We start from the raw sequence: 24,636 nt of genomic DNA, 5'->3' as shown, positions 1-24,636 counted from the left end.
ACGATAGCTTTACTTTTCTGCTTTTCCGCAAATACCTTATCTTTGCCAAAAATTAAAACTTATGAATTCTTTACAGACTATAATAGAACAAGCTTGGGAAAACAGAGCTTTATTACAAGAAACAACCACAACTGATGCTATCAGAGAAGTTATTGAATTGATTGATGCAGGAAAATTACGTTGCGCTGAACCTGTTGGTGACAAGTGGCAGGTAAACGAATGGGTTAAGAAAGCTGTTGTAATGTATTTCCCGATTCAAAAAATGGAAACATGGGAATCCGGTATTTTCGAATACCACGACAAAATGTTGCTGAAAAAAGGTTATGCTGAAAAAGGAATTCGTGTAGTACCTAATGCAGTAGCCCGCTACGGAGCTTATATTTCAAGCGGTGTAATTTTGATGCCAAGTTATGTAAACATTGGTGCTTATGTTGATGAAGGTACCATGGTTGATACATGGGCGACTGTTGGAAGCTGTGCTCAAATTGGTAAAAATGTTCACTTAAGCGGTGGTGTTGGTATCGGTGGTGTTTTAGAGCCATTACAAGCTGCTCCGGTTATTATTGAAGATGGTGCTTTTATCGGTTCTCGTTGTATTGTAGTAGAAGGAGTTCACGTAGGTAAAGAAGCTGTTCTTGGTGCTAATGTTTGTTTGACTGCTTCCACAAAAATTATCGATGTAACTGGTGATGAACCTGTTGAAATGAAAGGTTTTGTTCCTGCTCGCTCTGTCGTGATTCCGGGAAGTTACACTAAAAAATTCGCTGCAGGTGAATTTCAAGTACCATGTGCATTAATCATTGGTACTCGTAAACCATCAACGGATTTAAAAACTTCATTAAACAATGCACTTCGTGAATACGATGTTGCTGTTTAACCTATAATCTCTATAAATAATAAAGCGGAATGATTACTCATTCCGCTTTATTATTTTCTATACTTTTTTTTATTATTTATTCTGTTTTTGAAGTTTCAAAAGCTTAGCATATTTCATATAAGAAAAGAAAGCCTGAGTCATTGAAAAGGTGAAACCGTCTAATCCGTGTAAAAAGCCTTTTTTAAAAAAATAACATCTAATAAAAGAAACTGTCCCGTTTAATATAGGTTTAAAGCTGTTGACTCTTTTATTCTGGTCGTAAAGCTGCTGGGCATGCCAGGTTGAATATAAGTTTTTCTTACTGATAAATTGTCCAAAACAGTCCCAGGCATAATGATGTATATGAACTTTTAAGTGGGTCTTATTAGTACCCAAAACTTTTTGATGTACACTATCTTTTGAAGGAGAAGCGGTTTGTTTGTTAAAAAATCGTGAAGTTTTATCAGGGTACCAACCTGCGAAATTAATAAGCTTACAGCCCATATAATTATACAGAGAGAAGGCATACACATCAAAATTCTGTTTCTCATATTGGCCTGATAATATAAATTTTTCGGCATCTTCGGCCAAAATCTCATCAGCATCTAAATTTAAAATCCAGTCATTTTTACAATAAGGAAGACCGTGAATTCTCTGAGGTCCGTCGCCTAAAAAGCTCTGCAAAACAACCTTAGCCCCTTTTTCTTCGGCAATTTTCACTGTATTATCTGTACTTAACGAATCTACAACAATTACTTCGTTACAAACCCTGAACAGCGCATCTATACATTTACCAATGTTTTTTTCTTCATTATACGTTATTACTAATCCACTAATTTCCATAGCATTTTTTAAAATAATTTAAGCTTACCTATTTTCAATTTTAGTTTAAATCTAAACAAACTATCTTCCCCTTTTATGTCTATTCTCTTTACCAAATAGTTATTTTTAAAGGGAAAATTATTCACTCTGTTGCCTATTCTCAAACCGTATTTTATACCGTTATCCCGCATCATATTTTCAAAAACAGCAAACTCAGAATGTTTCTTGGCATAATTCCCAAAAGGATACGCCAGGACAGGTTTTATATCTAATTGATTATCCAAAATAAAGGCATTAGACTTCGCAAAATCAGCCTCTAACTCTTCTTTAGACAACGAACTGTATCTTTTATGTTCAAAAGAGTGATACCCCAGCTCAATAAGATCAGGATTCAACCCTTTTAGCTGTTCGACACTCATAATTTTTTCTTTTCCTTCTATCCAATAATCAAAATTTCCAACATAAGAAAATGGTATAAAAAAAGAGGCTTTTAATTGGTATTTTTCAAGCAAAGGCACCGCATACAACAACTGGCACTCGGTAACATCATCAAAAGTGATTATAATGCTTTTTGAAGGAAGTTCTTTTAAATTTTCTAAATCTTTAAAATGAAATGTCGTGTAATTGTTATCATGTAAAAATTTAAATTGTGATTCTAATTTTGCTACAGAAACACTTAAATCCACAGACTTGGCTTCGTCTTCAACAACGTTATGATACATTAAAATTGGCAGCTTTGACATTCTCTATTTTTTTAGCAAAGCTATCATTAATAGTATTATTTTTCACAAAAAAAACATTTTTAAGCAAAAAAAAATAAATAAAACAAAAAACCTAATTAATGTTAAATAAAATCAGCCGTATTTATTCATTAAAGAAAGAAAAAGACTATATAATTGATAATTTCTGAAACAAAACTATCAACAGCCACATTGCAAAAACACAACTGACATGTACAATAATCGATAAACCCTGGTAATAAAATAGCACAAAACACTTGTTTGTGCTTTAAAAAACCGACACTCTGAATTGAGATTAGCTGAATTCTATTTTAGCTTTTTTTGAAGTTTTAAAAGCTTAGCATATTTCATATAAGAAAAGAAACTCTGAATCATCGCTATTGACAACCCGTCTATGCCATTAAAAATACCTTTCTTAAAAAAGTAGCATCTGATAAACGCAACAGCTCCATTAATAACTGGCTTAATTGCGGTTATTCTTTTCCCCTGATCGAACAATTGTTGTGCATGCCAGCCTGAATATTGATTCTTTTTTGCAATAATTTGATCCAAAGAATCCCAACCATAGTGCAAGAGGTGTACGGAAACTTTTTTCTCATTTTGAGTAATTATCTTCTGATGCACCTTAGAATCAGACGGATGCGCTGTTTGTTTATTAAAAAAACGGACTTTTTGATCCGGATACCATCCTGAAAAATCAATAAGTTTATCGCCCAGAAAGTTTTTTACTCTGAAACTAAAAGCGTCATAATTTCCCTCAAGGTACTTTTTATCTGTTATAAATTTCTCTGCATCTTTATCCAAAAACTCATCGGCATCAAGATTCAAGATCCAATCATTTTTGCAATATGGCAAACCATGTGTACGTTGCGGACCATCACCTAAAAAAGCTTGTTCTACAACAATTGCGCCTTTTTCTTTGGCAATTTCAACAGTACGATCTTTACTAAACGAATCTACTACAATTACTTCATCACACACTTTTAGTAAAGCATCTATACATTTACCGATATTTTTCTCTTCATTGAAAGTAATAACTAGACCACTAATCTGCATTTTCTTGGGGGGAATTTGTTTTTTACAAAAATACGGCTTTTTATTTTAGTTACCTTATCTTAATCGTGCGCTTGCACACTTTATAAAATTATTACTAATTTAGCCCACAAATTGAATTTTATATAAATGAGAATATTAGTCATTCAGCAAAAAAGAATTGGAGATGTATTAACGAGCACCATAATCTGTAATAATCTAAAAACCAAATACCCGGATTCGATTATCGATTATATGTGTTACCCAAATTCTGTCGATGTACTAAAAGAGAACAAGAATATTGATAACATTATTCCTTTATCCAACAAGGTTAGAAAATCAACTCCTTCTCTGTTTAAATTTATTTTTCAAATCCGACGCAATAAATACGATGCTGTTATTGACGTTTATTCTAAGCTGGAAACTAATTTAATTACGTTATTTTCGGGTGCAAAATATAAGGTTTCGTATCGTAAATGGTACACTAAAATATGCTACAATTACACTTATGAACGCTTAGATGCTGTAGAATCAGAACACGGATTGGCCATTGAAAATCGTTTAATGCTTCTAAAACCGTTCATTTCTGAAAAGATTACAGATGTAAAACCAAAAATCTTTTTAAAAGAATCTGAAATTGATGATGCCAAAAAGCTTCTGAAAAGCTATCAGGTTGATACGGAAAAGCCATTAATCATGTTTGGAATTTTGGGAAGCGAAGTTTACAAGACATATCCTTTGGAAGGAATGGCTAAAATTATCGATTTTACAGTTGCTAAAACCAATGCCACTATTATTTTCAACTATATTCCGGATCAAAAAGAACAGGCTCTCGAAGTATACAATCATTGCAGTGCCGAAACTAAAAAACACATCGTTTTTGATTTGTACTGTACTGAACTAAGACCTTTTCTGGCTTTACTTTCACAATGCGAAATGTTGATTGGAAATGAAGGAGGAGCCGTGAATATGGCCAAAGCACTTGAAATTCCAACCTTCTCCATATTCACACCATCTGTTAGAAAAGAGACCTGGCAAATATTTGAAAATGAAGCCAAAAACTTCTCCATTCACTTAAAAGATTTAAAACCGGAAATATACAAGCAGCACACCGAACAATACATAAAAGATCATACTTTTGAGTACTACGATGAGTACCCTTTAACTTTAATGCTTGAAAAACTGGATACTTATTTTCAGGAGTATAAAAATTGAAAATGAGTGAAGAACTTATGAATACTACCGACAGGGAAAAATTGTCCGTTTTGATTATTACGCTTAATGAAGAACAGCATATAAAATCATTACTGGAAGATATCGATTTTGCCGATGAAATCCTTGTAGTAGACTCGTACAGTACCGATCGGACGCTGAACATAATTGAATCTTTTAAAAACGTAAAAGTAATCCAGAATCCCTTCGTTAATTACACTTCACAACGTAATTTTGCGATTGATCAGGCAAAAAACTCCTGGATCTTATTCATTGATGCCGATGAAAGATTAACTCCGGAACTGAAACTGGAAATCGCAGCCACCATCAATCAAAAAGATGCGGCAAGCGCCTATTTCATTTACAGAACTTTTATGTTCAAAAATCGTAAGCTTCATTTTAGCGGCTGGCAAACGGATAAAATTTTCAGGCTTTTTAACAAAACAAACTGTCGGTATAATCAGGACAGAATGGTACATGAAAAACTGATCGTGAACGGGACGATTTCAACTTTAAAGAATAAGATCATTCATTTCTCCTATACTTCTTTTTCTGACTACAAAGCAAAAATGTATAGTTACGGGGTTTTAAAGGCCAATGAAAAACAAAAAAAAGGACAGAAATCATCTCGTCTATTGATGATTTTCCATCCTGTTTATACTTTTTTGTATCAGTTTTTAATTCGTTTGGGCTTTTTAGACGGAGCCAAAGGAATCACGATATGTTATCTAAATGCTTACAGCGTTTTTATCCGCTATAAAGAACTATCACGAATTACTTCTTCCAGAACTTAAGTTTCTTTTTTAAGCGCTTTTTCCTGTAAAATTTCTCCTGAAAATCAGCCGTATATTTCCACAAAGTTTGAAATATTCTTTGCTCAGATTCTTCTTTATAAAACTTTGCATACTCGTTACTCATAACCGCTACCATCTCTTTTAAAGGAGTCAGACGGCATAAGTTTTTCATACGCATTTCAAAACTCATTGATTCATGAAATTCCATTCGGTTTAAATCGACCAAAAAGAATTCATAATTTCCGTCCTGTTTCTTTTTAATCAATGTATTTCCGGGTGAGTGATCTAAAAATTCGATTCCTTTTTCATGAAGACCAAAACTAAATCGGGTAAACTGTCTCAAGATATTATCACGATCAGGGTAATCCGGAATTTCTACAAGTTCTCTATAAGTTAAATCTGTTGTTAAATGTTCGCTTGCATAATAACTGTCTCTCAGACCTACAAAATTAAAGTTCTCCAAAAACGCTATGGGCTGTGGAGTTCCAATACCTCTTTCTAACAAAATTGTAGCATATTCGTACGAACGTCTCGCCTTTGATTTTCTAAAATAGCGGTAAGCAATTTTATTAATTAAGTTCGGAATTTTAAAGGATTTAATGTTGATTTTTTTCTCCTCAAGATCAAACAACTTAATAACATTTCGGTCTCCATTTCCAAACAACTCACCTGAAGTATTAAAATCTTTAATAAAAGACAGGATGTCTCTGGAACTTTTTACTGCTGTTGAAAATCTAAATTTTGAAATCATTAACTATAACTTTGATATTAATTTATTACCCATTTCCAATGCTCTATCGTTTATTTTATTCAAACCAAAGCATCAAAAAGCAGTTCAATATTCTGCATTTCTTAGAGGTAAATGGAAGGAAGCAAAAATAACCTTAATAATTAAGAAAAATCAATTATGAGAGCAAAAACGAAATAAAAATTCCCCTATGCCTTTTTTTTCTTCAGTGAATATTTCAACCACTGTCCGAAATTTTTAAAATAGAGATTGAACTTAGGTACATTCAGTCTTTTTTCTTTCTCAATAATCTCCTTTATCTGAGGGATACTTTTAGTGGAGAAGAATCCCAATTTCTTCCATCTTTTAGGCTGTAAATAGTAAAAATCTTTGTACTCTTTATAATTGTTTTCATTTACAACAAGCCATTTATCCAAAAACCCCTTATCCACATCTACATTATGCCCCCAATTGTCAAGCTTAAAACGCAAATCGGCTTCTGTTCTTGACAAGGATTCATGCAAGACAATATTATTGGTATAAATCTGACGCTCTTTGATTCTGCGTCCGCTTTTATAATTAGGATAGTTTGTTGCAAAAATTGCTTTCAGCGGTTTATCGACATATAAAATACCCTGATCTGTATATTTATAAAGCATAACCCAGAAAGCGCATATTTGGATAGGATGTTTTTCCGGGTTAATTAGATAGGAATCATATCGTCTTAAATCTGAAACAAACTTTTTAAAGTCAACAAAATACTCGTCACAATCTACCTGAACAATCCAATTCCCAATTCCCATTTTTTCAGCGAGCATTTTTCGCTCTCTGATTTCACATTCCATTGTCGTTAGGGCTGGGACATAAAAATCATCTTCATAAATCACTACCTTCTTATCAACGTCAAAATCCTTAATCCATTCAAAAAAAGAATCATCGATCGTAAAGCTTCCGCCATTCCAGGTATTTCTGTTTTTATCAATGGCGACAAAAACCGCATCTGCATCGTTATACACTGTTGGAAGTGATGTTTTTAACAACTCATAATCATACGAAACCAGATATCCTACTTGTATTTTTCCTGCCATTTTTACTTTTGTAATTTGTTGCAATTTACTAATTAATCTCTACTTTTGCATCATGAAAAAGCAATATGACTATTTAATAATTGGATCAGGTCTCTATGGCAGCGTGTTCGCTCACGAAGCAAAAAAAGCAGGAAAAAAATGCCTGGTAATTGACAAAAGAGACCATATAGGAGGAAATGTATATTGCGAGAATATCGAAGGAATTAATGTTCATAAATATGGTGCACATATATTTCATACCAACGATAAGGCGATATGGGATTATGTAAATCAATTTGTTGAATTCAACAACTTTACCAATTCTCCGATGTCACTCTCTAAAGGTAAGATGTACAATTTACCTTTTAACATGAATACTTTCTACCAACTTTGGGGAACTAAAACACCTCAGGAAGCTAAAGCAAAAATAGAGGAGCAAGTAGCTACTTATGGAGTAAAAGACCCTAAAAATCTTGAAGAACAAGCGCTAAGCCTTGTCGGCAAAGACATCTACGATTATTTTATAAAAGAATATACTGAAAAACAGTGGGGAAGAAAAGCTACTGAACTACCCGCTTTTATCATAAAAAGACTTCCGGTTAGATTCACATTTGACAATAACTATTTCAACGACACTTATCAAGGAATCCCTATTGGTGGTTACAATAAATTAATTGACAAATTATTAGAAGGAATTGAAGTGGTAACCAATACCAATTACTTTTCAGACCGAACAAAATTTGACGGACTTGCTGATAAAATTGTGTATTCCGGAAAGATTGACGAGTATTTCGATTACAAATTAGGAGTTTTGGAATACAGATCTCTACAATTTGACAACGAAGTTCTTGATACTGACAATTTTCAAGGAAATGCTGTCGTTAATTACAACGACGCCAGCTATCCTTTTACCCGAATAATTGAGCACAAACATTTTGAATTTGGCAAACAAAGCAAAACGGTTATTACAAAAGAATATCCATGCGAATGGAACCCGTCTAATGAAGCGTTTTATCCTATAAACGATGCTAAAAATCAAGCCTTGTTTGAAGAGTACAAAAAACTGTCTTTAGAAGAAAAGAATGTAATATTTGGAGGAAGATTATCCGAATACAGATATTACGACATGCATCAGATAATTGCCATAGCTTTAAAAAGATCTAAAACAGAACTGAATAATGATTAAGATTTTTATCGTAACTCATAAAGAAAACCCTGTATTATCCAATGATATTCTGGTTCCGATTCAGGTGGGAACAAATCCATCAATCACTGATACTATCTTAAGAGACAATACTCAGGACAATATCGGAAACAAAAACAGCAACTATTGTGAATTGACAGCTGCTTACTGGATTTGGAAAAACGAAAAAAAGGCTGATTACGTGGGCATTTGCCATTACAGAAGATACCTTAACTTTTACAACGACTGGTACAACTTAAAGCCTTCTGCACAGAAAAAAATCACAACTGAAAATTTCAAAAATACTAAGCTATTCCATACCTCTTCTAAAAAACTAGAGAAAAAAATAGCTTCAATTCTTTCGGAATATGATGTAATTCTATGCCGACCTTATAAGTTCAAAAAAGGATCTTTGACCGATAACTACTGTGAGGAACACCGAAAAGAGGATTGGGACCTAACCAAACAAATCATTTCGGAAAAATATCCGGAATATAAAGACAGTATTACCTCATTTTTGGATGAAGGAACCCTTTTCCACATGGGAAATATGATGGTTAGCTCAAAAGAGAAATTCGACAACTATTACGCCTGGCTTTTCTCTATTTTATTTGAACTTGAATCCAGAGTTACAATCCCGGAAGATGCTTATCAGGCCCGAATTTTTGGTTTTATTTCAGAAAGACTAATCAATCTTTATATGTATCACCATAAGTTTAAAATCAAAGGAATTCCATCATACAAAATAATTGATTTGTAAAAATATCCATAGCTAAAAAACATTAAAAAAGGACAATTTTCATATTGAAAATTGTCCTTTTTTTTTAAAACTAAGTATTTTTACGTATTTAAAATCACCAAAAGATTAAATAACGATAAACATATACATTTTAAAAGCTTCGATTCTAAGAGATCTACCAGTTGTACCGGTAATCTCACCATTACCTACCACTGGGAGCCAACCTAAATTTTGAACGTGAACTTGATAATAAACATTAGTAGCAAAGCTGGCAGGAACAAATATTTGCAAAGACTCCATTCTTAATTTTCTACCAGTTGTACCTACAACTTCCCCAAAACCTACATAAGGCAACCAACCTAAATTTTGAACATATGCCCTAGCTTTAAAATCATTTATATAAACTCCAGAAGTAAATTGCAATGCCTCTAATCTTGCATCTACCCCTGTTGTGCCGGCCTCTTTACCTAAATCAACCCAATTCTGCCATCCACCTGCAGAATAACCCTCACCACCTGAAGAGTATTTATAATAATAATCACTAGTATGCCCTTTATACTGAAAAGTTACAGCTCCCTCAGCTTTACCAGTTAAATTTCCTTTAGTTGCTTTTGAAACAGTAGAGACAAGCTTTGTCAATCCATTATCATTCTTATATTCAGAATTTAATACTTCTATTTTTTTTACCTCATTATCTTTTTGAAGGTCATCAATAATTTTATTATAAACTTCTGTCGGAAGTTCTTCTACAATTTTCCCATCTGTACTCCTAATAAAAAGTTCATTTTTATTATCTTTTGCAGCTTTATCTGAAATCACACTTCCTTCATCATTACTGCAAGACACTAACGAACCTAAAACCAGAAAACTAAGTAAAATTTTTTTCATTTTTTAATTTAATTAAGATTAATAATATAATTTTATCCGCAAAAGTAAACCTATTTTTACAAAAAACAAGTTATTTCTATAGTTTAAGGAAAAACCACATTACAAATATCATAATCTTTATATTTGCAAATAATACCTCTAATAATCCCTAATTATATAATGAACGAAGAAATAATCAAAGCGTACGAAGTCATAAAAGAAGGAGGAATCATTCTCTATCCTACTGATACCGTGTGGGGAATTGGCTGTGACGCAACAAATCCTGAGGCTGTTGCCAAAATATACAAACTCAAACAACGTGCCGAAACACAAAGCATGATTGTATTGATGAATGGCGAAAAAATGATGTACAATGTATTTAAAAATATCCCTGAAGTAGCCTGGCAAATTTTAGATTTATCTGAAAAACCAACTACTTTAATTCTGGATGAGCCACGTAATGTCGCTCCAAATATCATAGCTGCGGACAATTCGCTTGCTGTTCGCTTGGTAAAGGAACCGTTCTGTTTTAAATTATTGGAACGAATGAAAAAACCACTGGTTTCGACTTCAGCTAATATTTCGGGACAGCCTACTCCTATTGGTTTCAAAGACATCAATCCGGAAATTGTGAAAGGCGTTGACTATGTAGTAAATCTGTATCACGACAGGATTGCCGGAAAACCATCAACAATTATAAAACTCACCAATGATTCACAGGTAAAAGTGATTCGTAAGTAATTTTTTTGTTTCAGGTTTCAAGTTTCGTGCAGAACCTGAAACTTGAAACCTGAAACCTAAAACTTTAAACACTTTTCAAACTCTCAACCAACCAGTCAATATCTTCTTTGGTATTAAAATGACTGAATGAAATTCGGAGATTTGGTAATTTTAAATCGGTCTCTGAAAGCATTTCTTTCAAAACATGCGACGGTTTTACACTCCCCGACTGACAGGCACTGCCTCTGGAAACAGCAATTCCTTTCATATCTAAACTAAACAAAAGCATCGAAGTTTTATCTGCTGAGAAAGGCAGAATAACATTGATGATGTTGTAAAAATCATCCTTTTTTCCATTGATTCTGAAACCCGGAAAATGAGCTTCAAATTGCTCAATAAGATAGGTTTTCAAGCCTAAAATATAATTTCTTTCAGCATCTAAATTCTCATACGAAAGAGACAATGCTTTCGCCATTCCGGCAATCTGATGCACGGCTTCTGTACCGGCACGCAAGCCTTTTTCCTGCTCTCCTCCAAAAATCAAAGGTTGCAATCCTGAATTTTTTCGAACAAATGCGAACCCAACTCCTTTTGGACCGTGAAATTTATGCGCACTTGCTACGATAAAATCAACAGGGATTTTTTGCAGATCGATCTCCGTTTTTCCAACAGACTGAACAGTATCCGAATGAAACAAAGCATTATACTGCTTACAAATTACACCCACTCTTTCCAGATCCAAAACAGCTCCGGTTTCGTTGTTTACATGCATCAAACTGACAATTGTCTTTTTGTCTTCGGCTAACAAATTGGATAAATGAGTTAAATCTATACTTCCATCAGGATTTACATTTACGTAATCCACCTGAACGTTATATTCAGATTCTAAAACCAATGCGGTATGCAGCACTGCATGATGCTCAATTCTGGTTGTAATAATACGCTCTGCTTTAAGATCTTCCACCGCCGAACGAAGAATCCAATTATCAGCCTCAGTTCCTCCTGAGGTAAAAATAATCTCCTGTGCCGTACAATTTAAATATTTCGCAATACTTTTCCTGGAAAGTTCTAAAATGGTCTTTCCGTTTCTTCCGAAACTGTGTGTAGAAGAAGGATTTCCAAAATCTTCAGTCATTACTTTCAACATTTCCTGAATCACTTCAGGGCGTATAGCGGTTGTAGAGGCGTTATCGAGGTATACTTTTTTCATCTCTGCAAAGTTATGAAATATCAATTGTCAAATCTTGAATATCATTTGCCAAATTTTTCACTATTTTTGACCTCAAATAAAATTACGATGAAAAAATATGCAAGCCTTCTCTTCTTTGCGCTTTTATTAAACGGATGCGACGACGGGGATTTAGTGGTAGATACAATTGATTTTAGCGATCAAAGTATTACAGCTACAACCTGTAATGCTAAAACAAACAACCTTATATACAAGCTTAAAAAACAAGAGTCACTATTAATTCAACTACCTGAAAATACACTCCAAAATGATGTAACCCCGGAAGGAAAACCTATAACTTACGACATTAACAATACTACAATCCGTGTAGTATACAGAGCTTATAACGGCCTGGTAACCGCTGACAATATTTGCGGAGCAATACCTCCAACAACACCGGCCGTAACTGAGGAATGGCAGGCCACTGCCGGAAAAATTGTAGATGTCATTACAGCAGCTGTAACCGATAACACTGATGGAAGCTCTACCATTACAGGTTACAATCACAATATTCTTTTCCAGAATATTACTTTTCTAAAACCGGCAGGCCCACAAGTAGAGGCCGAATATTCATTTGGCCTCTTTAAAACCACATACAATGCCCCAAATACTGCTTTCCCAACAGTTGTCAGACAATGTCCAACCTCAAAGCAATTATTTAATTTCACACCTTCAAGCGCTTTAACAATTGACAGCATCGATCCTAAACTGCTTGAAAACGTTGTTACGCCTTCCAACCAGCCTAAAACAGGCTTAATTGGCTCTTCAACCAATAAAGTTTTATTACGCACTTACAATGGTACTTCTCTAACTCAGGATTATTTTTGCGCTACGCCTTTACCGACTACTCCAACTGTAAACGAAATATGGACCGCAGATAATGGCGTACAAAATGTAAGTGGAATTATCGAAGTCAGTACAACTCTTGTTGGAAGTACTTATTTCCACAAGATCGTTCTTAAAGGGGTAAAACTCACAAGAGCCAACAGTAGTTTTAAATTACCAACTATTTACAATTACGGAATTCTTGAGGTATCGGCTACACCATAAAAGGTAATTTCAAAAACAAGTTCACACCTGTTTATATTCCTACAAAAAAACGTCCGTTTTTCTAAACCGGTTTCATTAGAAATCCGGAAAGAAAAACGGACGTTTTTTTATGCCCTAAATCTAATATTTCACGATCGAAATAAGATCTTATTTCTGATTTTGTCTAAAATAAACTTCGGTTGCACCTAAACCGTATTTTTGATAATTAGCGTCCTGAAAATCTATTCCGTCATAACGACCTAATAAAAAATCAAGTTCTGCTTTCAAAATACCTTCACCAACGCCATGAATAAAAACAATTTTAGGAATACGATTTCTGATTGCAAATTCAATATGTCTTTTTGCTGTTTCGGTCTGTAAAGTCAAAATATCATAATTAGACATTCCACGTTTATTAGGAACCAGTTTTTCGATATGCAAATCAAACTCAGGAGCCGAAATTTCACGTTTATCTTTCTTTTCTTTTACAAAACTTCGCGGTTTTGGCTCTGTTTTTTCTTTTGAAATCTCATCTAAATTAATTCTTTTAATAGAATTCATTAAATTACTGGATTCTTGCATTTTAAGTAATTCATTGACAAAAAATGTCATCATAAAACCATCCTCGGTTTCGATCAAAACTTCCTTGTTTTTCACCGAAACTACCGTTCCGTTTATCGCTTCGTCTAAGACTGAAACCTTATCTCCTTTAGTCAACATCCTGCTCTTCTTTATCTTGGTTTTTACTCGGTGTTTTTGCACTCAACTGCATCATTCCATACATGAAAACCGCAATAGCAATTACCATAATATAGATGTTTTTTTCTGCTGAAACCTGCTCGTATAACGCAACCGAAATAGCAAGAATCATTATTAAAATTTTAAAAGCTTTCATTTTTTTATAAGTATTGAGAGTTCAAAAATAGGAAACTTTAAAATAGCAACACCCCCCCTTCAACTGTTCTTATTAATTCTTGCACAATTTTAGAAAAAAGAAACCTCCTAATTTTAAAAAAACAGTGTTGTTGTCGTGTATTAAATCCCGCTTCTTTTGCAATAGAATTCAAAAAATTCCCAACCTATTCTATTCTTACTTTTTTAGCATTAAATTTTCAATACAATTCAAAATACAATTCAATCTGAAAGCCACTCCTTTTTTCTAAAATCATTTCCCCCTTTGCATCAAAAAATCAAAATCCAACTACTCTGAACACCTTAAATTCCTTCAACCAGAAAACGCTCTTTTTAACCCTTTCGAATCTTTTACCTACATTACTTTTGTAAGAATCATTTCTTAATCTTATCCAAAATATCGTTCATCATTTCGATTTGAACTTTTTGAATTTCGATCAACTCCTGTTGCTGATGCATGATCAAATGATCGATTTTATCATGAATCATTCTGATCTCTAATTCCGATTTAAGATTGATCATATAATCTTTTTTGGCTCGGTTTCTGTCCTTCTCCTCCTGACGATTCTGACTCATCATAATTACCGGTGCCTGCAATGCAGCTATACAGGACAAAATCAAATTGAGTAAAATAAACGGATACGGATCAAAACCTTTGTTGACCAAAATAAAAACATTCGCTCCAATCCAAACTATAATAAAAATCAGGAAAGAAATGATAAACGTCCAGCTTCCTCCAAAATCCGCCACCTGATCTGCAACTCTCTGACCTAAATTTCTGGTTTCCGGCTCGTCTTCAGCAATACTAACAATCGACTTATCTTCTTTTAACGAAGAAAGAACACTTTGTTCAAGATCTGAAAGCACTCCAATTTCAGTTGATAAATAGTTCGAAATATACCTCTGACGGTATTCATTCAATTCTTTCACGGCAATACAATCCTCGTCGCTAAAAGAAGGATGATCTTTAATAATCAGTCCTAAAATAGGGTCGTGTATCGATTTTCCATAAATTTTATCGCTTTCAGGAAAGGAAATATCAGAAATAGCGCTTTTAAAAGTGGAGTTATTTTTCATTTTTACAATTTTTAACTGCTAATTTACACATTTAACTACTTAAGAATTACATAAAAAAACAGCAGTTTACATTTCTTCTATTTATCACAAATTACCACTCTTAAAAGAAAATTTCTTTGTAGCATTCATGCCTTTATTTACAAAAAACACCTTACTTTTAGCGTTTCTAAGTATTCATTCAATTTTACCATTTTGACAAAAGATTCCATCATACAAAATATAAAAGCTTTAAAAAGTCATTCAAGCATAAATTACGGCATCAAAACCAAAACAGAAGATTTTACAGAGAAGCTTTTTTACACTCTTTTTGATTCCAATGCGGCTTTAGACGAAAGTATCAAAGAACTGGAGATTCGTTTTAAAGAAATTGCTGTTCTGGCCTGTAAAAAATCTGAAAATTCGTGTGATGCAATGTGGGATCGTTTTTTGGAAAAATTGCCCGGAGTTCTGGAAAAACTAAATCAGGACGCCGAATACATCCTTGAAAATGATCCGGCATCGAACAGTATTGATGAAGTTTATTTGGGATATCCCGGATTTTACGCGATCGCCATTTACCGACTAAGTCACGAATTGTATCGTCTGGATCTATTACTTTTCTCAAGATTGATGAGCGAGTACGCACATCGAATTACAGGAACCGACATTCATGCGGGAGCTGAGATTGCTTCTCCCTTTTTTATTGATCACGCTACAGGAATTGTAATTGGAGAAACTACTGTGATTAAAAAACATGTAAAAATTTATCAGGGTGTTACTTTAGGAGCTCTGAGCGTTAGTAAAGAAATGAAAAACGCCAAAAGACACCCGACTGTAGAAGCAAACGTTTGCATTTATGCCAATGCTACTATTTTGGGAGGTGAAACCATTATTGGAAAGAACAGTATTGTAGGCGGAAATGCATGGATCACCAAATCTATCCCTGAAGATTCAATCGTTTTAAACACCACTACAACTGAAGTTAAAATAAAAGAAAAAAAATAAAATGGGTCCACAGAAATTGCTTAATCTAATTGGAAACACTCCGTTAATGGAAACCGTCAATTTGGTTAAAAATAAAAACGTAAAACTTTTACTGAAACTTGAAGGTAATAATCCCGGAGGAAGTGTAAAAGACAGAGCGGCATACAACATGATTGCTTCGGCTATTGAGAGAGGCGATATTAAAAAAGGCGACAAGCTAATTGAAGCCACCAGCGGAAATACGGGAATTGCTTTGGCAATGATCGCACAATTGTTTCAAATTGAAATCGAATTGGTTTTACCTGAAGATTCTACAAAAGAGCGAACTCAAACCATGCGTGCTTATGGTGCCACAGTCATTTTAACGCCCGCTAGTGAAGGAATTATTGGCTCGAGGGACTATGCCGACAAAAAGGTCGCTCAGGGCGGTTATTTGATGCTAAATCAATTTGCAAACGATGACAACTGGAAAGCACATTACAAAACCACAGGTCCGGAAATCTGGAACGACACGGAAGGAACGGTAACCCACTTTGTTTCGGCAATGGGAACTACGGGAACCATTATTGGGACTTCGACCTATTTAAAAGAGAAAAACAGCAACATTCAAATCATCGGGGCTCAGCCTAGTGACGGATCTCAAATTCCGGGAATTAGAAAATGGCCGCAGGAATATTTGCCGAAAATTTTTGACGCCTCGAAAGTAGATACTGTCATCGATGTAAGCGAAGAAGAAGCCAGAAAGATGACTAAAAGACTTGCCCTTGAAGAAGGTGTCTTTGCCGGCATGAGCAGCGGAGGATCTGTAGCTGTTGCCTTAAAAATTGCCGAGCAACTGGAATCGGGAGTTATTGTTGCCGTGATTTGTGATCGTGGTGATCGTTATTTATCTTCTGATTTATTTGACTAAAAACAACTTTATGGTTCTGAATTGATTTTTTATTCAAAAATAGGATTCGTTCAGAACCATAAATCATAAATTCGGCATAAGAACGCCTCAAATTTTTCACGCGGATAAAACGGATTCGCTAAAGCAAAAACACGGATTGACGCTGATTTATTTTTTTTTAAAATTTTATGAAGAAGCTTTTAAAATTGAGCTCTGAAGGAGCGAAATAAATATAACACAATTATCCCCTGAAAAGAAAGAGCTCCAGCGGAGCGTTACATTCAGGAATATTAATCAGTATCTTAGAATCTCAACAACAAACCAAAAACTACAATTCAAACTCAATTCTAAATTCAGCCCCTTTATTTCTGCCTTCACTGGTTGCTGTTAATTTGCCTTTATTCTTCTCAATTATTTTTTTACAAAGATACAGACCAATTCCGGTCGAAGATTCATTAGCGGTACCCAATCGGCTCATTTTTGTGAATTTTTTAAAGAGCTCATCAATCTGATTTTTGTCAAAACCAATTCCATTATCCGTAACGGTTACAATGAATTTTGAATCTTCGGTATAAATTCTCACTTTAACCTCACTGTCAAAATAAGAGAATTTAACGGCATTGCTAATCAAATTCACTAAAACCTGAACCAATAAACCTTCGTCAATTCTCAGTTTTGCCTCAACAAGCTCTAAATTCAGACTTAATTTAATATTCTTATCAATCAGACGCTGTTCAACCTGTTCATTGATGAAAGGCAAAATATTAGGAAAGGTTATCATTCTGATCTCCAAATTTCCTTTTACTACCCGATCTTGTTCCTGCAATAGTTTAATGAAGTTTTCAATATATCGAAACTGTAGATTAGTAGATTCGCAAATCAATTCTGCCAATTGACGAACTGATTCTGATGGATTTTCACTTATAATCAATCGCGCCAGTCCCTGAGGATTTCCTGCAAAATTTTTCAAATCATGCGAAAGCATATAAATCAAATCCTGTTTTTCATTGATAAAACTTTCTGATTCATAGATCGATTCCTGAATGTTGCACAAAAGTAAACCTGCTTCATCACTATATTCTGTAGGCAAAATAGACAATCTTCTGTTGTGTCTGTAATCGTCTAAGGCTTTTGAGGCTATTGAAATGGGCTTTATTAAGTGATTTAAAACCAAAAGCGTCACTAATGTCGCCAATAATGTCATAACCAAAGAAAAAATCAAAATTGAGGTAGCCGAAACACTGTGATTATAATACAGTACAAAAAATAAAATTCCTATCAGAGGGATATGTATACCTATAAAAGCAACAAACAAAAATTTGAAAGCATAGCTTTTCTTTAAAAAGCCAATTTGAGACAGATTATGATACAACTTCATAAAGGACAACAATACTAATAGGTTATAAAAAATGCAGTATTCGGGGCGATTGTTATAAACAAAGTTAACTTTTAAACTTGATTAAACCACTAAATTAGGCAATTTGATAAAATATTTTAAAAATTAAATTTATAAAAGTTTACAAACCCTTATTTTTGCGCTATGGGAAGAAAAAATACAGACAAAATTGTCTTTCATCAAATTCAGGTTCTTGATGCAGGAGCAAAAGGAGTATCAGTAGCAAAGGCTCCTGACGGAAAAGTAATCTTTATTCCGAATGTCGTTCCTGGCGATGTAGTAGACGTACAGACCTTTAAGAAAAGAAAAGCCTATTATGAAGGCAAAGCCGTAAAATTTCACGAATTATCAGAGCATCGTATTGAGCCAATCTGCGATCATTTTGGTGTTTGTGGAGGATGCAAATGGCAAAATATGAAATACAGCCAACAGTTGTATTACAAACAAAATGAAGTAAAAAATCACTTACAGCGTATCGGAAAAGTAGAACTTCCCGAATTTGAAACCATTTTAGGTTCTGAAAAACAGTTTTTCTACAGAAACAAAATGGAATTTTCATTTTCTAACAGTCGTTGGTTAACCGAGAAAGAAATTGGAAGTACGGAAGATTTAGGAAACCGAAATGCTTTAGGATTCCATATCCCGAAAATGTGGGACAAAATTCTGGACATCCAAAAATGTCATTTACAGGAAGATCCTTCAAATGCCATCAGAAATGAGATCAGAGCTTTTGCCAACGAGCATAATATGGCCTTCTTCAATCCAAGAGAGCATTCCGGTTTGTTGAGAACGGTAATGATTCGTACGGTATCTACCGGGGAGATTATGGTTTTGATCCAGTTTTTTGAAGATGATCAAAAAAACCGCGAACTGATTTTGGATCACCTTTACGAAAAGTTTCCGCAGATTACTTCGTTGCAATACGTGATAAATGCCAAGCAAAACGATACTATGTACGATCAGGATATCAAGCTGTACAAAGGAAGAGACTATATACTGGAAGAAATGGAAGGTTTAAAATTTAGCATCAACGCTAAATCTTTCTACCAGACTAATTCAGATCAGGCCTACGAGCTGTACAAAATAACACGTGATTTCGCAGGGCTTACAGGAAACGAAACAGTTTATGACTTGTATACCGGAACGGGAACTATAGCGCAATTTGTCTCAAAAAAGGCAAAAAAAGTAATTGGTGTAGAAAGTGTTCCTGAAGCGATTTTAGACGCTAAAGCAAATGCAGAACGCAATAATATTACCAATTGTGAGTTTTTTGTTGGTGACATGAAAGTTGTTTTCAATGAAGCCTTTATCGCCCAGCACGGAAAACCGGATGTGATCATTACAGATCCGCCAAGAGACGGTATGCATGCTGCGGTTGTTGATCAAATTTTGAAAATTGCTCCTAAAAAAGTTGTTTATGTGAGCTGTAATTCAGCAACTCAGGCACGTGATTTGGCTTTAATGGACGAAAAATACAAAGTAACCCGTGTTAGACCGGTCGATATGTTTCCGCAAACACACCATGTCGAAAATGTTGTGCTTTTAGAACTTCGATAACAAATTATCTAAATGAAAAAAATAATCTCTCTTTTACTAATTTTCACCTTTGGCCTGTCCAGTTGTGAAAAAGACGATATTTGTGATGCCAGTACACCAACAACTCCGCGTCTGGTAATTACATTTTATAAAGATGCCGAACCTACTGTAAAAGAAAACGTAATAAATCTAAAAGTAACTGGAGAGGGAGAAAGTAAAGGAATTGTTTTCAACAAAAGCATAACAGACGAGGAAAATCCTTTAAGATATGTAACCAATTCGAATACAATCTCGATACCTCTGAGAATAGACAAAAACACCACCACGTATGATTTTGTTTATAACTCTCAGAGCACCAATCCTGCTACCAAAAACAGCGATCGGATAACATTTTACTATACTCGTGAGAATGTATACGTGTCAAGGGCGTGTGGATTTAAGACCGTCTTCGATCTTGATCCGCTAAAACCCAACGACCTAACCGACCCTGCAGGCGATGGATTCTGGATAAAACAAATTTTTACAGACATAAAACACATTGAATCTGAAAATGAAACACATATCAAAATATTTTTATAGTTTTTGCTTACTGCTTTCAATGTTCTTAGGTCAGGCTCAGGAAACATCGGACACAGCAGCACCCAAAGAGATCGTTAAAACAAAACCAAAAGCCCAAGCAGCTAAACCTGCTGTCAAGGAAACTAAACAGGATAGCATCAAAACGGATCGTTACGGACTTCGTGTGGGTGTAGATTTGTACAAATTAACCCGTGGATTTTACGACAAGAATTATAAAGGTATTGAAGTTACAGGTGATTTTCGTCTGACCAAAAAATACTATCTGGCTGCCGAACTTGGTTTTGAAGACAAAACTACTGACGATGACCGATTAAACACTACCACTACCGGAACTTACATCAAAGGAGGTTTTGATTACAATTTGTATCAAAACTGGCTGGATATGGAAAATTTAATCACCATTGGACTACGAGGCGGTTTCAGTACTTTTAGTCAACAATTGAATACCTATAAAATTTACAACCCAAACCCATACTGGGGAGAACAGCCGGCAATTGTTTCCGGTCAAAAATACAATGGTCTTACTGCAGGTTGGCTTGAAGTGGCAATGGGTGTAAAAGCAAAGGTTTTTAATAACGTATTTGTTGGTTTTGGCGTTCAGCTCAAACTGTTGGCTTCTAATAAAAAACCTTCAGGATTTGACAATCTTTATATTCCAGGTTTCAACAGAACCTATGATGGTAGCTTCGGGATTGGTTTTAACTATACCGTTTCTTATTTCATTCCGCTTTACAAGAAAAAGACAATCATTCCTGAATTAATAAAAAAGGAAACCATTAGAAAATAATAAATTCCAAATTTTAAAAATTCCAAATTCCAAACCGTGCAATAGATACTGTTTGGAATTTGTTTTTATACCTAAAACCTGTCTTCGACTCCGCTCAGACAAACAGCTTCGACTCCGATCAAACTGACACTTTCTAATCTAATTCGCTCAGGCAGACAGCTTCGACTTCGACCAAACTGGCACTACGGGATTAAAAAACAAAAAAGACTAAAAAAGAAAAATTCCAAATAATATATATAATACTATTTGGAATTTTTCTTTTTTAAATATTGGAATTTTATCTAACTTTTTAGGACAATTGAAACTTAACAGCTGCCATAGAATGAATTAAAGTAGTATCAAAAACCGGGACAGAAACATCTTCCGGCTTTATCACCAAGGGAATCTCGGTACAACCTAAAATAATTCCCTCAGCGCCTTCTTTTATCAATTGACTGGCAATTTCTAAATACCGTTTTTTAGTTGCCTCCGTCACCAAACCTCTTCCTAATTCTTCAAAGATTGTGGTGTGCATAAAATCACGGTCGGCATCATTTTTAGGGATGATAGTCTCGATTCCACTTTCGGCTAATTTATCTTTGAAAAAATCAAGTTCCATGGTAAACTTCGTTCCCATCAAACCTACTTTTTTCACTTCTTTCTTCTGAATCGCCAATGCCGTTTCAGTCGCAATGTGAATAATTGGCAAATCAATTGCCTTCTCAAGTCGGTCAGCAATCAAATGCATGGTATTCGCACACAAAACAATAGCTTCTGCCCCGCCCTGCTTAAGAAACTGACATCCTTTTAAAAGCAAATTAAAAGTCGCATCCCAATCATTGGCATCGTTATTCTTTTTAATGTCGGCATAATTGAAAGAATAAATCAGACACTCCGAGAAATTAAGTCCTCCCAGCTTATTATTAATTCCCTCGTTTATAAGTTTGTAATAATCTGCTGTAGAAACCCAGCTAATTCCGCCTATAAGTCCAATTATCCTCATATACAATCCATTAATTATCCAATTTCTCTAATTCCTCTTATAAAAATCCATTTCATGAAAAGCTTTTCTCCATCTTTAGTCTTTACGGACTGAAATTTAGGCGAAATCAATGTAGCGACAATAAAAGCGGTCATTGGAATCCAAAATCCGGTTAAGCCGGTATAAGAAGCCACTAAAAATCTCCCTAAAATAAATAGAATCGCGAAACATCCTAATTGGTATAAAAAAGCTCTTACTTGTAGTTTTGTCATTTTCTTTAAGTTACTAAGGTTCTGAGAAGCTAAGGTTCTAAGATTATACTTTGTAGATTCCTTTGTCCTTTTTTTTAAAACCTTAAAATTATTATTATTTTCTTTTTTGAGTTACTAAGGTTCTTAGCGCCTTAGTAACTTAGCCCCTTAGAACCTTAGACCTGAAATTTCGTTCTCTTACTTCCCTCGTACATCTCGTATTTTACCAGACGTGCTTCAAGACTTCCGTTGAAAAGTTTAATTTTTCGGGATGGTTTTAAACCTACGAATTTCAGAGCTTCAAGATTTGCCGTAATAAACCAGGCGTTTGTACCCGGGTAGCTTTTCTTTAGAGTATCTCCGATATTTTTGTAGAATTCTTCCATGTGAATATCCAGACGTTCATCGTAAGGCGGATTGAAAACCATGTGTAACTTTCCTTCCACTGCTTTTTCAGTATCAAAAAAGTTATCCTCACTTACCGTAACATAATCTTCCAAATTGGCGTTTCGGATATTATCTTTGGCTTTGTTTACAGCACTTGGTGCTTTATCAAACCCTTTTATCGTGTAATGAAATTCTTTTGTTTTTTTCATCAGACTGTTTACAATCTGATCAAAAAGATCGTTATCCCAATCTTTCCATTTTTCGAATGCAAACTCTTTACGATTAATATTCGCCGGAATATTGCAGGCAATCATAGCGGCCTCTGCCAGAAAAGTTCCGGAACCACACATTGGATCTACAAAATGACTCTGTCCTTCCCATCCTGATAACAATAGTACTCCTGCTGCCAAAACTTCGTTGATTGGCGCAATATTCGTTGCGGTTCGATAACCACGCTGATGCAGTGAATTCCCTGAAGTATCCAACGCAACTGAAACCTGATCTTTATCGATATGTACATTAATTCTTAAATCCGGAAAAGCTTTATCGATACTCGGACGCTGTCCTGTTCTTTCTCTAAACTGATCTACGATAGCATCTTTACATTTTTGAGAAACAAATTCAGAGTGGTTGAAATAAGTGGAGTGTACGGTGGCGTCAATCACAAAAGTCTGATTGGCATTTAATAATTTAGACCAGTTTACACCCGAAATTCCTTTGTACAGTGCCTGTTCATTATTTGCTCTGAACGAATAAATAGGTTTTAGAACTTTAAGTGCGGTACGAAGTGATAAATTAGCTTTGTACATGAAGCCTTTATCTCCTTTAAAGCTTACCATTCGCACTCCTTTTTCGACATCCTGAGCACCAAGAGTGCGCAATTCATTCTCTAATATTTCTTCAAAACCAAAAAAACATTTGGCTATCATTCTAAAATTTTCTTCCATCTTTATTTTTGAATTATTTCAAATGTACTGCTGTTGATCTCTGCATCTGCATATCCGTACACCTGCTGCATTTCCGCAAGGATTCATAGAGGTATCGTTGCGAAATAGTTATTTTTCGGCAAAAATACACTAAATTTGCCGGACTTTGAATTAATTGAAATAGAATAAATGTCTGAAGCAGCAAACTCATCCTCACCAAATCAGGAACGTAATACCGAAAATTGGTTTACGTCATGGTTTGACACTCCATATTACCATATTCTTTATAAAGACCGAAATTATCGCGAAGCTCAGGTTTTCATGGACAATTTGACCCATTATCTGAATTTGCCTGAAAAAGCAAAAGTACTTGATCTGGCTTGCGGAAAAGGACGTCACTCTATCTATTTAAATCAACTGGGATTTAATGTTTTAGGTGCTGACTTGTCTGAAAACAGTATTACGGAAGCTACAAAAAACAGTAACGAAACACTGCATTTTAAAGTGCACGATATGCGTGAACCTTTTGAAGAAAAGTTTGATGCCATCTTTAATTTATTTACCAGTTTTGGATATTTTGAAAGTGACGACGATAATTTAACTACCCTTAAGGCCATTAAAGAAAGTTTATCTGAATACGGTTTTGCGGTAATCGACTTTATGAACGTTACTCAGGTTATCGAAACTTTGGTACCTGAAGAGGTAAAAAGTGTAGACGGAATTGATTTCAAAATCAAAAGATATGTGGAGGACGGACATATTTTTAAAGAAATAGATTTTGAGGATCAGGGAAGAAATTATCATTTCACAGAAAAAGTAAAAGCCTTAACTTTAAAAGATTTTGAAGAACTAATGGCAGAAGCGGGAATTTTCCTGTTGGACATTTTTGGAGATTATAAACTCAAAAAATTCCACAAAACCGAAAGCGAACGATTAATCATGATTTTTAAATAAAA

General features: G+C 34.6%; 27 protein-coding genes. 13 read left to right on the top strand and 14 right to left on the bottom strand.

What is annotated here, in order from left to right; genetic code table 11:
* Nucleotides 1-61: 61 nt before the first annotated feature.
* Complete coding sequence (locus OLM58_RS15350; RefSeq protein WP_089078334.1) at nucleotides 62-877, top strand: 2,3,4,5-tetrahydropyridine-2,6-dicarboxylate N-succinyltransferase; 816 nt, start codon at nucleotides 62-64, stop codon at nucleotides 875-877.
* A 72-nt stretch (nucleotides 878-949) separates the two neighbouring features.
* Here the strand turns inward: OLM58_RS15350 and OLM58_RS15345 are convergent, their stop codons facing one another.
* The 3 genes from OLM58_RS15345 to OLM58_RS15335 form a co-directional block, all read right to left on the bottom strand.
* Nucleotides 950-1,699: a glycosyltransferase family 2 protein gene (locus tag OLM58_RS15345; RefSeq protein WP_264529625.1), complete on the bottom strand. Its 750-nt coding sequence runs from the start codon at nucleotides 1,697-1,699 to the stop codon at nucleotides 950-952.
* A gap of 8 nt (nucleotides 1,700-1,707) precedes the next feature.
* Nucleotides 1,708-2,421: a polysaccharide deacetylase family protein gene (locus tag OLM58_RS15340; RefSeq protein WP_264529624.1), complete on the bottom strand. Its 714-nt coding sequence runs from the start codon at nucleotides 2,419-2,421 to the stop codon at nucleotides 1,708-1,710.
* Nucleotides 2,422-2,724: 303 nt separating this feature from the next.
* Nucleotides 2,725-3,474 carry a glycosyltransferase family 2 protein gene (locus OLM58_RS15335; RefSeq protein ID WP_264529623.1) on the bottom strand — a complete coding sequence of 250 codons (750 nt, stop codon included), beginning with the start codon at nucleotides 3,472-3,474 and terminating at the stop codon, nucleotides 2,725-2,727.
* 126 nt (nucleotides 3,475-3,600) lie between these two features.
* Between OLM58_RS15335 and OLM58_RS15330 the strand changes: the two genes are divergently transcribed.
* Nucleotides 3,601-4,665 carry a glycosyltransferase family 9 protein gene (locus tag OLM58_RS15330; protein ID WP_264529622.1) on the top strand — a complete coding sequence of 355 codons (1,065 nt, stop codon included), beginning with the start codon at nucleotides 3,601-3,603 and terminating at the stop codon, nucleotides 4,663-4,665.
* Nucleotides 4,666-4,667: 2 nt separating this feature from the next.
* Nucleotides 4,668-5,456, top strand: coding sequence for a glycosyltransferase family 2 protein (locus OLM58_RS15325; RefSeq protein ID WP_264529621.1), 789 nt, complete (start codon nucleotides 4,668-4,670; stop codon nucleotides 5,454-5,456).
* On the opposite strand, the gene OLM58_RS15320 is transcribed toward OLM58_RS15325, so the two are convergent.
* Both OLM58_RS15320 and OLM58_RS15315 read right to left on the bottom strand, forming a co-directional pair.
* Nucleotides 5,437-6,207 (bottom strand): Kdo domain containing protein, encoded by a 771-nt coding sequence (locus OLM58_RS15320; protein ID WP_264529620.1) that lies wholly within the window; start codon nucleotides 6,205-6,207, stop codon nucleotides 5,437-5,439. The genes OLM58_RS15325 and OLM58_RS15320 overlap by 20 nt on opposite strands.
* Nucleotides 6,208-6,392: 185 nt before the next feature.
* Complete coding sequence (locus OLM58_RS15315) at nucleotides 6,393-7,271, bottom strand: hypothetical protein (protein ID WP_264529619.1); 879 nt, start codon at nucleotides 7,269-7,271, stop codon at nucleotides 6,393-6,395.
* Between the two features lie 52 nt (nucleotides 7,272-7,323).
* Between OLM58_RS15315 and glf the strand changes: the two genes are divergently transcribed.
* Nucleotides 7,324-8,436: a UDP-galactopyranose mutase gene (glf, locus tag OLM58_RS15310; RefSeq protein WP_264529618.1), complete on the top strand. Its 1,113-nt coding sequence runs from the start codon at nucleotides 7,324-7,326 to the stop codon at nucleotides 8,434-8,436.
* Nucleotides 8,429-9,193: a DUF4422 domain-containing protein gene (locus OLM58_RS15305; RefSeq protein ID WP_264529617.1), complete on the top strand. Its 765-nt coding sequence runs from the start codon at nucleotides 8,429-8,431 to the stop codon at nucleotides 9,191-9,193. The genes glf and OLM58_RS15305 overlap by 8 nt, the downstream gene beginning before the upstream one ends.
* 105 nt (nucleotides 9,194-9,298) lie before the next feature.
* Here the strand turns inward: OLM58_RS15305 and OLM58_RS15300 are convergent, their stop codons facing one another.
* Nucleotides 9,299-10,060: a hypothetical protein gene (locus OLM58_RS15300; protein ID WP_264529616.1), complete on the bottom strand. Its 762-nt coding sequence runs from the start codon at nucleotides 10,058-10,060 to the stop codon at nucleotides 9,299-9,301.
* Nucleotides 10,061-10,219: 159 nt separating this feature from the next.
* On the opposite strand from OLM58_RS15300, the gene OLM58_RS15295 reads away from it, so the two are divergent.
* Nucleotides 10,220-10,780, top strand: coding sequence for an L-threonylcarbamoyladenylate synthase (locus tag OLM58_RS15295; RefSeq protein ID WP_017498309.1), 561 nt, complete (start codon nucleotides 10,220-10,222; stop codon nucleotides 10,778-10,780).
* Nucleotides 10,781-10,844: 64 nt separating this feature from the next.
* Here OLM58_RS15295 and OLM58_RS15290 read toward each other — a convergent pair whose 3' ends face one another.
* Nucleotides 10,845-11,969, bottom strand: coding sequence for a cysteine desulfurase family protein (locus tag OLM58_RS15290; RefSeq protein WP_264529615.1), 1,125 nt, complete (start codon nucleotides 11,967-11,969; stop codon nucleotides 10,845-10,847).
* 87 nt (nucleotides 11,970-12,056) lie between these two features.
* Between OLM58_RS15290 and OLM58_RS15285 the strand changes: the two genes are divergently transcribed.
* The gene (locus OLM58_RS15285) at nucleotides 12,057-13,037 is read left to right on the top strand and encodes a hypothetical protein (RefSeq protein ID WP_264529614.1); all 981 of its coding nucleotides are present in this window, start codon (nucleotides 12,057-12,059) and stop codon (nucleotides 13,035-13,037) included.
* Nucleotides 13,038-13,184: 147 nt separating this feature from the next.
* Here the strand turns inward: OLM58_RS15285 and OLM58_RS15280 are convergent, their stop codons facing one another.
* The 3 genes from OLM58_RS15280 to OLM58_RS15270 form a co-directional block, all read right to left on the bottom strand.
* Nucleotides 13,185-13,736 carry a Smr/MutS family protein gene (locus OLM58_RS15280; protein ID WP_264529613.1) on the bottom strand — a complete coding sequence of 184 codons (552 nt, stop codon included), beginning with the start codon at nucleotides 13,734-13,736 and terminating at the stop codon, nucleotides 13,185-13,187.
* Complete coding sequence (locus OLM58_RS15275; protein ID WP_017498305.1) at nucleotides 13,726-13,911, bottom strand: hypothetical protein; 186 nt, start codon at nucleotides 13,909-13,911, stop codon at nucleotides 13,726-13,728. The genes OLM58_RS15280 and OLM58_RS15275 overlap by 11 nt, the downstream gene beginning before the upstream one ends.
* A 392-nt stretch (nucleotides 13,912-14,303) precedes the next feature.
* Nucleotides 14,304-15,005: a DUF1003 domain-containing protein gene (locus OLM58_RS15270; RefSeq protein WP_070906735.1), complete on the bottom strand. Its 702-nt coding sequence runs from the start codon at nucleotides 15,003-15,005 to the stop codon at nucleotides 14,304-14,306.
* 192 nt (nucleotides 15,006-15,197) lie between these two features.
* Between OLM58_RS15270 and OLM58_RS15265 the strand changes: the two genes are divergently transcribed.
* Both OLM58_RS15265 and cysM read left to right on the top strand, forming a co-directional pair.
* Entirely contained in the window at nucleotides 15,198-15,989 is a 792-nt protein-coding gene (locus tag OLM58_RS15265; protein WP_264529612.1) for a serine O-acetyltransferase, read from the top strand.
* A gap of 1 nt (nucleotide 15,990) precedes the next feature.
* Nucleotides 15,991-16,878, top strand: a complete 888-nt coding sequence (gene cysM / locus OLM58_RS15260) for a cysteine synthase CysM (RefSeq protein WP_264529611.1) — start codon at nucleotides 15,991-15,993, stop codon at nucleotides 16,876-16,878.
* A 307-nt stretch (nucleotides 16,879-17,185) separates the two neighbouring features.
* Here cysM and OLM58_RS15255 read toward each other — a convergent pair whose 3' ends face one another.
* On the bottom strand, nucleotides 17,186-18,061 hold the full coding sequence (locus tag OLM58_RS15255) for a sensor histidine kinase (protein ID WP_232424389.1): 876 nt from the start codon (nucleotides 18,059-18,061) through the stop codon (nucleotides 17,186-17,188).
* 336 nt (nucleotides 18,062-18,397) lie between these two features.
* Here OLM58_RS15255 and rlmD point away from each other — a divergent pair, with 336 nt between their 5' ends.
* The 3 genes from rlmD to OLM58_RS15240 are packed head-to-tail and all read left to right on the top strand — an operon-like array spanning nucleotide 18,398 to nucleotide 21,155.
* Nucleotides 18,398-19,810, top strand: a complete 1,413-nt coding sequence (rlmD, locus tag OLM58_RS15250; protein WP_264529610.1) for a 23S rRNA (uracil(1939)-C(5))-methyltransferase RlmD — start codon at nucleotides 18,398-18,400, stop codon at nucleotides 19,808-19,810.
* A gap of 12 nt (nucleotides 19,811-19,822) precedes the next feature.
* Complete coding sequence (locus tag OLM58_RS15245) at nucleotides 19,823-20,368, top strand: DUF6452 family protein (protein ID WP_264529609.1); 546 nt, start codon at nucleotides 19,823-19,825, stop codon at nucleotides 20,366-20,368.
* A complete protein-coding gene (locus OLM58_RS15240; protein ID WP_264529608.1) occupies nucleotides 20,340-21,155 on the top strand; it encodes a DUF6048 family protein in 816 nt (271 codons plus the stop codon). Before OLM58_RS15245 ends, OLM58_RS15240 begins: the two co-directional genes overlap by 29 nt.
* A gap of 289 nt (nucleotides 21,156-21,444) precedes the next feature.
* On the opposite strand, the gene OLM58_RS15235 is transcribed toward OLM58_RS15240, so the two are convergent.
* The 3 genes from OLM58_RS15235 to OLM58_RS15225 form a co-directional block, all read right to left on the bottom strand.
* A complete protein-coding gene (locus OLM58_RS15235) occupies nucleotides 21,445-22,137 on the bottom strand; it encodes an aspartate/glutamate racemase family protein (protein ID WP_264529607.1) in 693 nt (230 codons plus the stop codon).
* Between the two features lie 14 nt (nucleotides 22,138-22,151).
* Nucleotides 22,152-22,388: a hypothetical protein gene (locus tag OLM58_RS15230; protein ID WP_264529606.1), complete on the bottom strand. Its 237-nt coding sequence runs from the start codon at nucleotides 22,386-22,388 to the stop codon at nucleotides 22,152-22,154.
* Nucleotides 22,389-22,543: 155 nt separating this feature from the next.
* Nucleotides 22,544-23,701 (bottom strand): THUMP domain-containing class I SAM-dependent RNA methyltransferase, encoded by a 1,158-nt coding sequence (locus OLM58_RS15225; protein WP_017498386.1) that lies wholly within the window; start codon nucleotides 23,699-23,701, stop codon nucleotides 22,544-22,546.
* 168 nt (nucleotides 23,702-23,869) lie between these two features.
* Here OLM58_RS15225 and OLM58_RS15220 point away from each other — a divergent pair, with 168 nt between their 5' ends.
* The gene (locus tag OLM58_RS15220; RefSeq protein ID WP_264529605.1) at nucleotides 23,870-24,634 is read left to right on the top strand and encodes a class I SAM-dependent methyltransferase; all 765 of its coding nucleotides are present in this window, start codon (nucleotides 23,870-23,872) and stop codon (nucleotides 24,632-24,634) included.
* Nucleotides 24,635-24,636: the final 2 nt, after the last annotated feature.

Origin of the sequence: Flavobacterium sp. N502540, from assembly GCF_025947365.1 — a bacterium.
Lineage (GTDB): Bacteria > Bacteroidota > Bacteroidia > Flavobacteriales > Flavobacteriaceae > Flavobacterium.
Note: the sequence above shows the minus strand (reverse complement) of the source record. Positions and strands in the feature narration are given on the sequence as shown.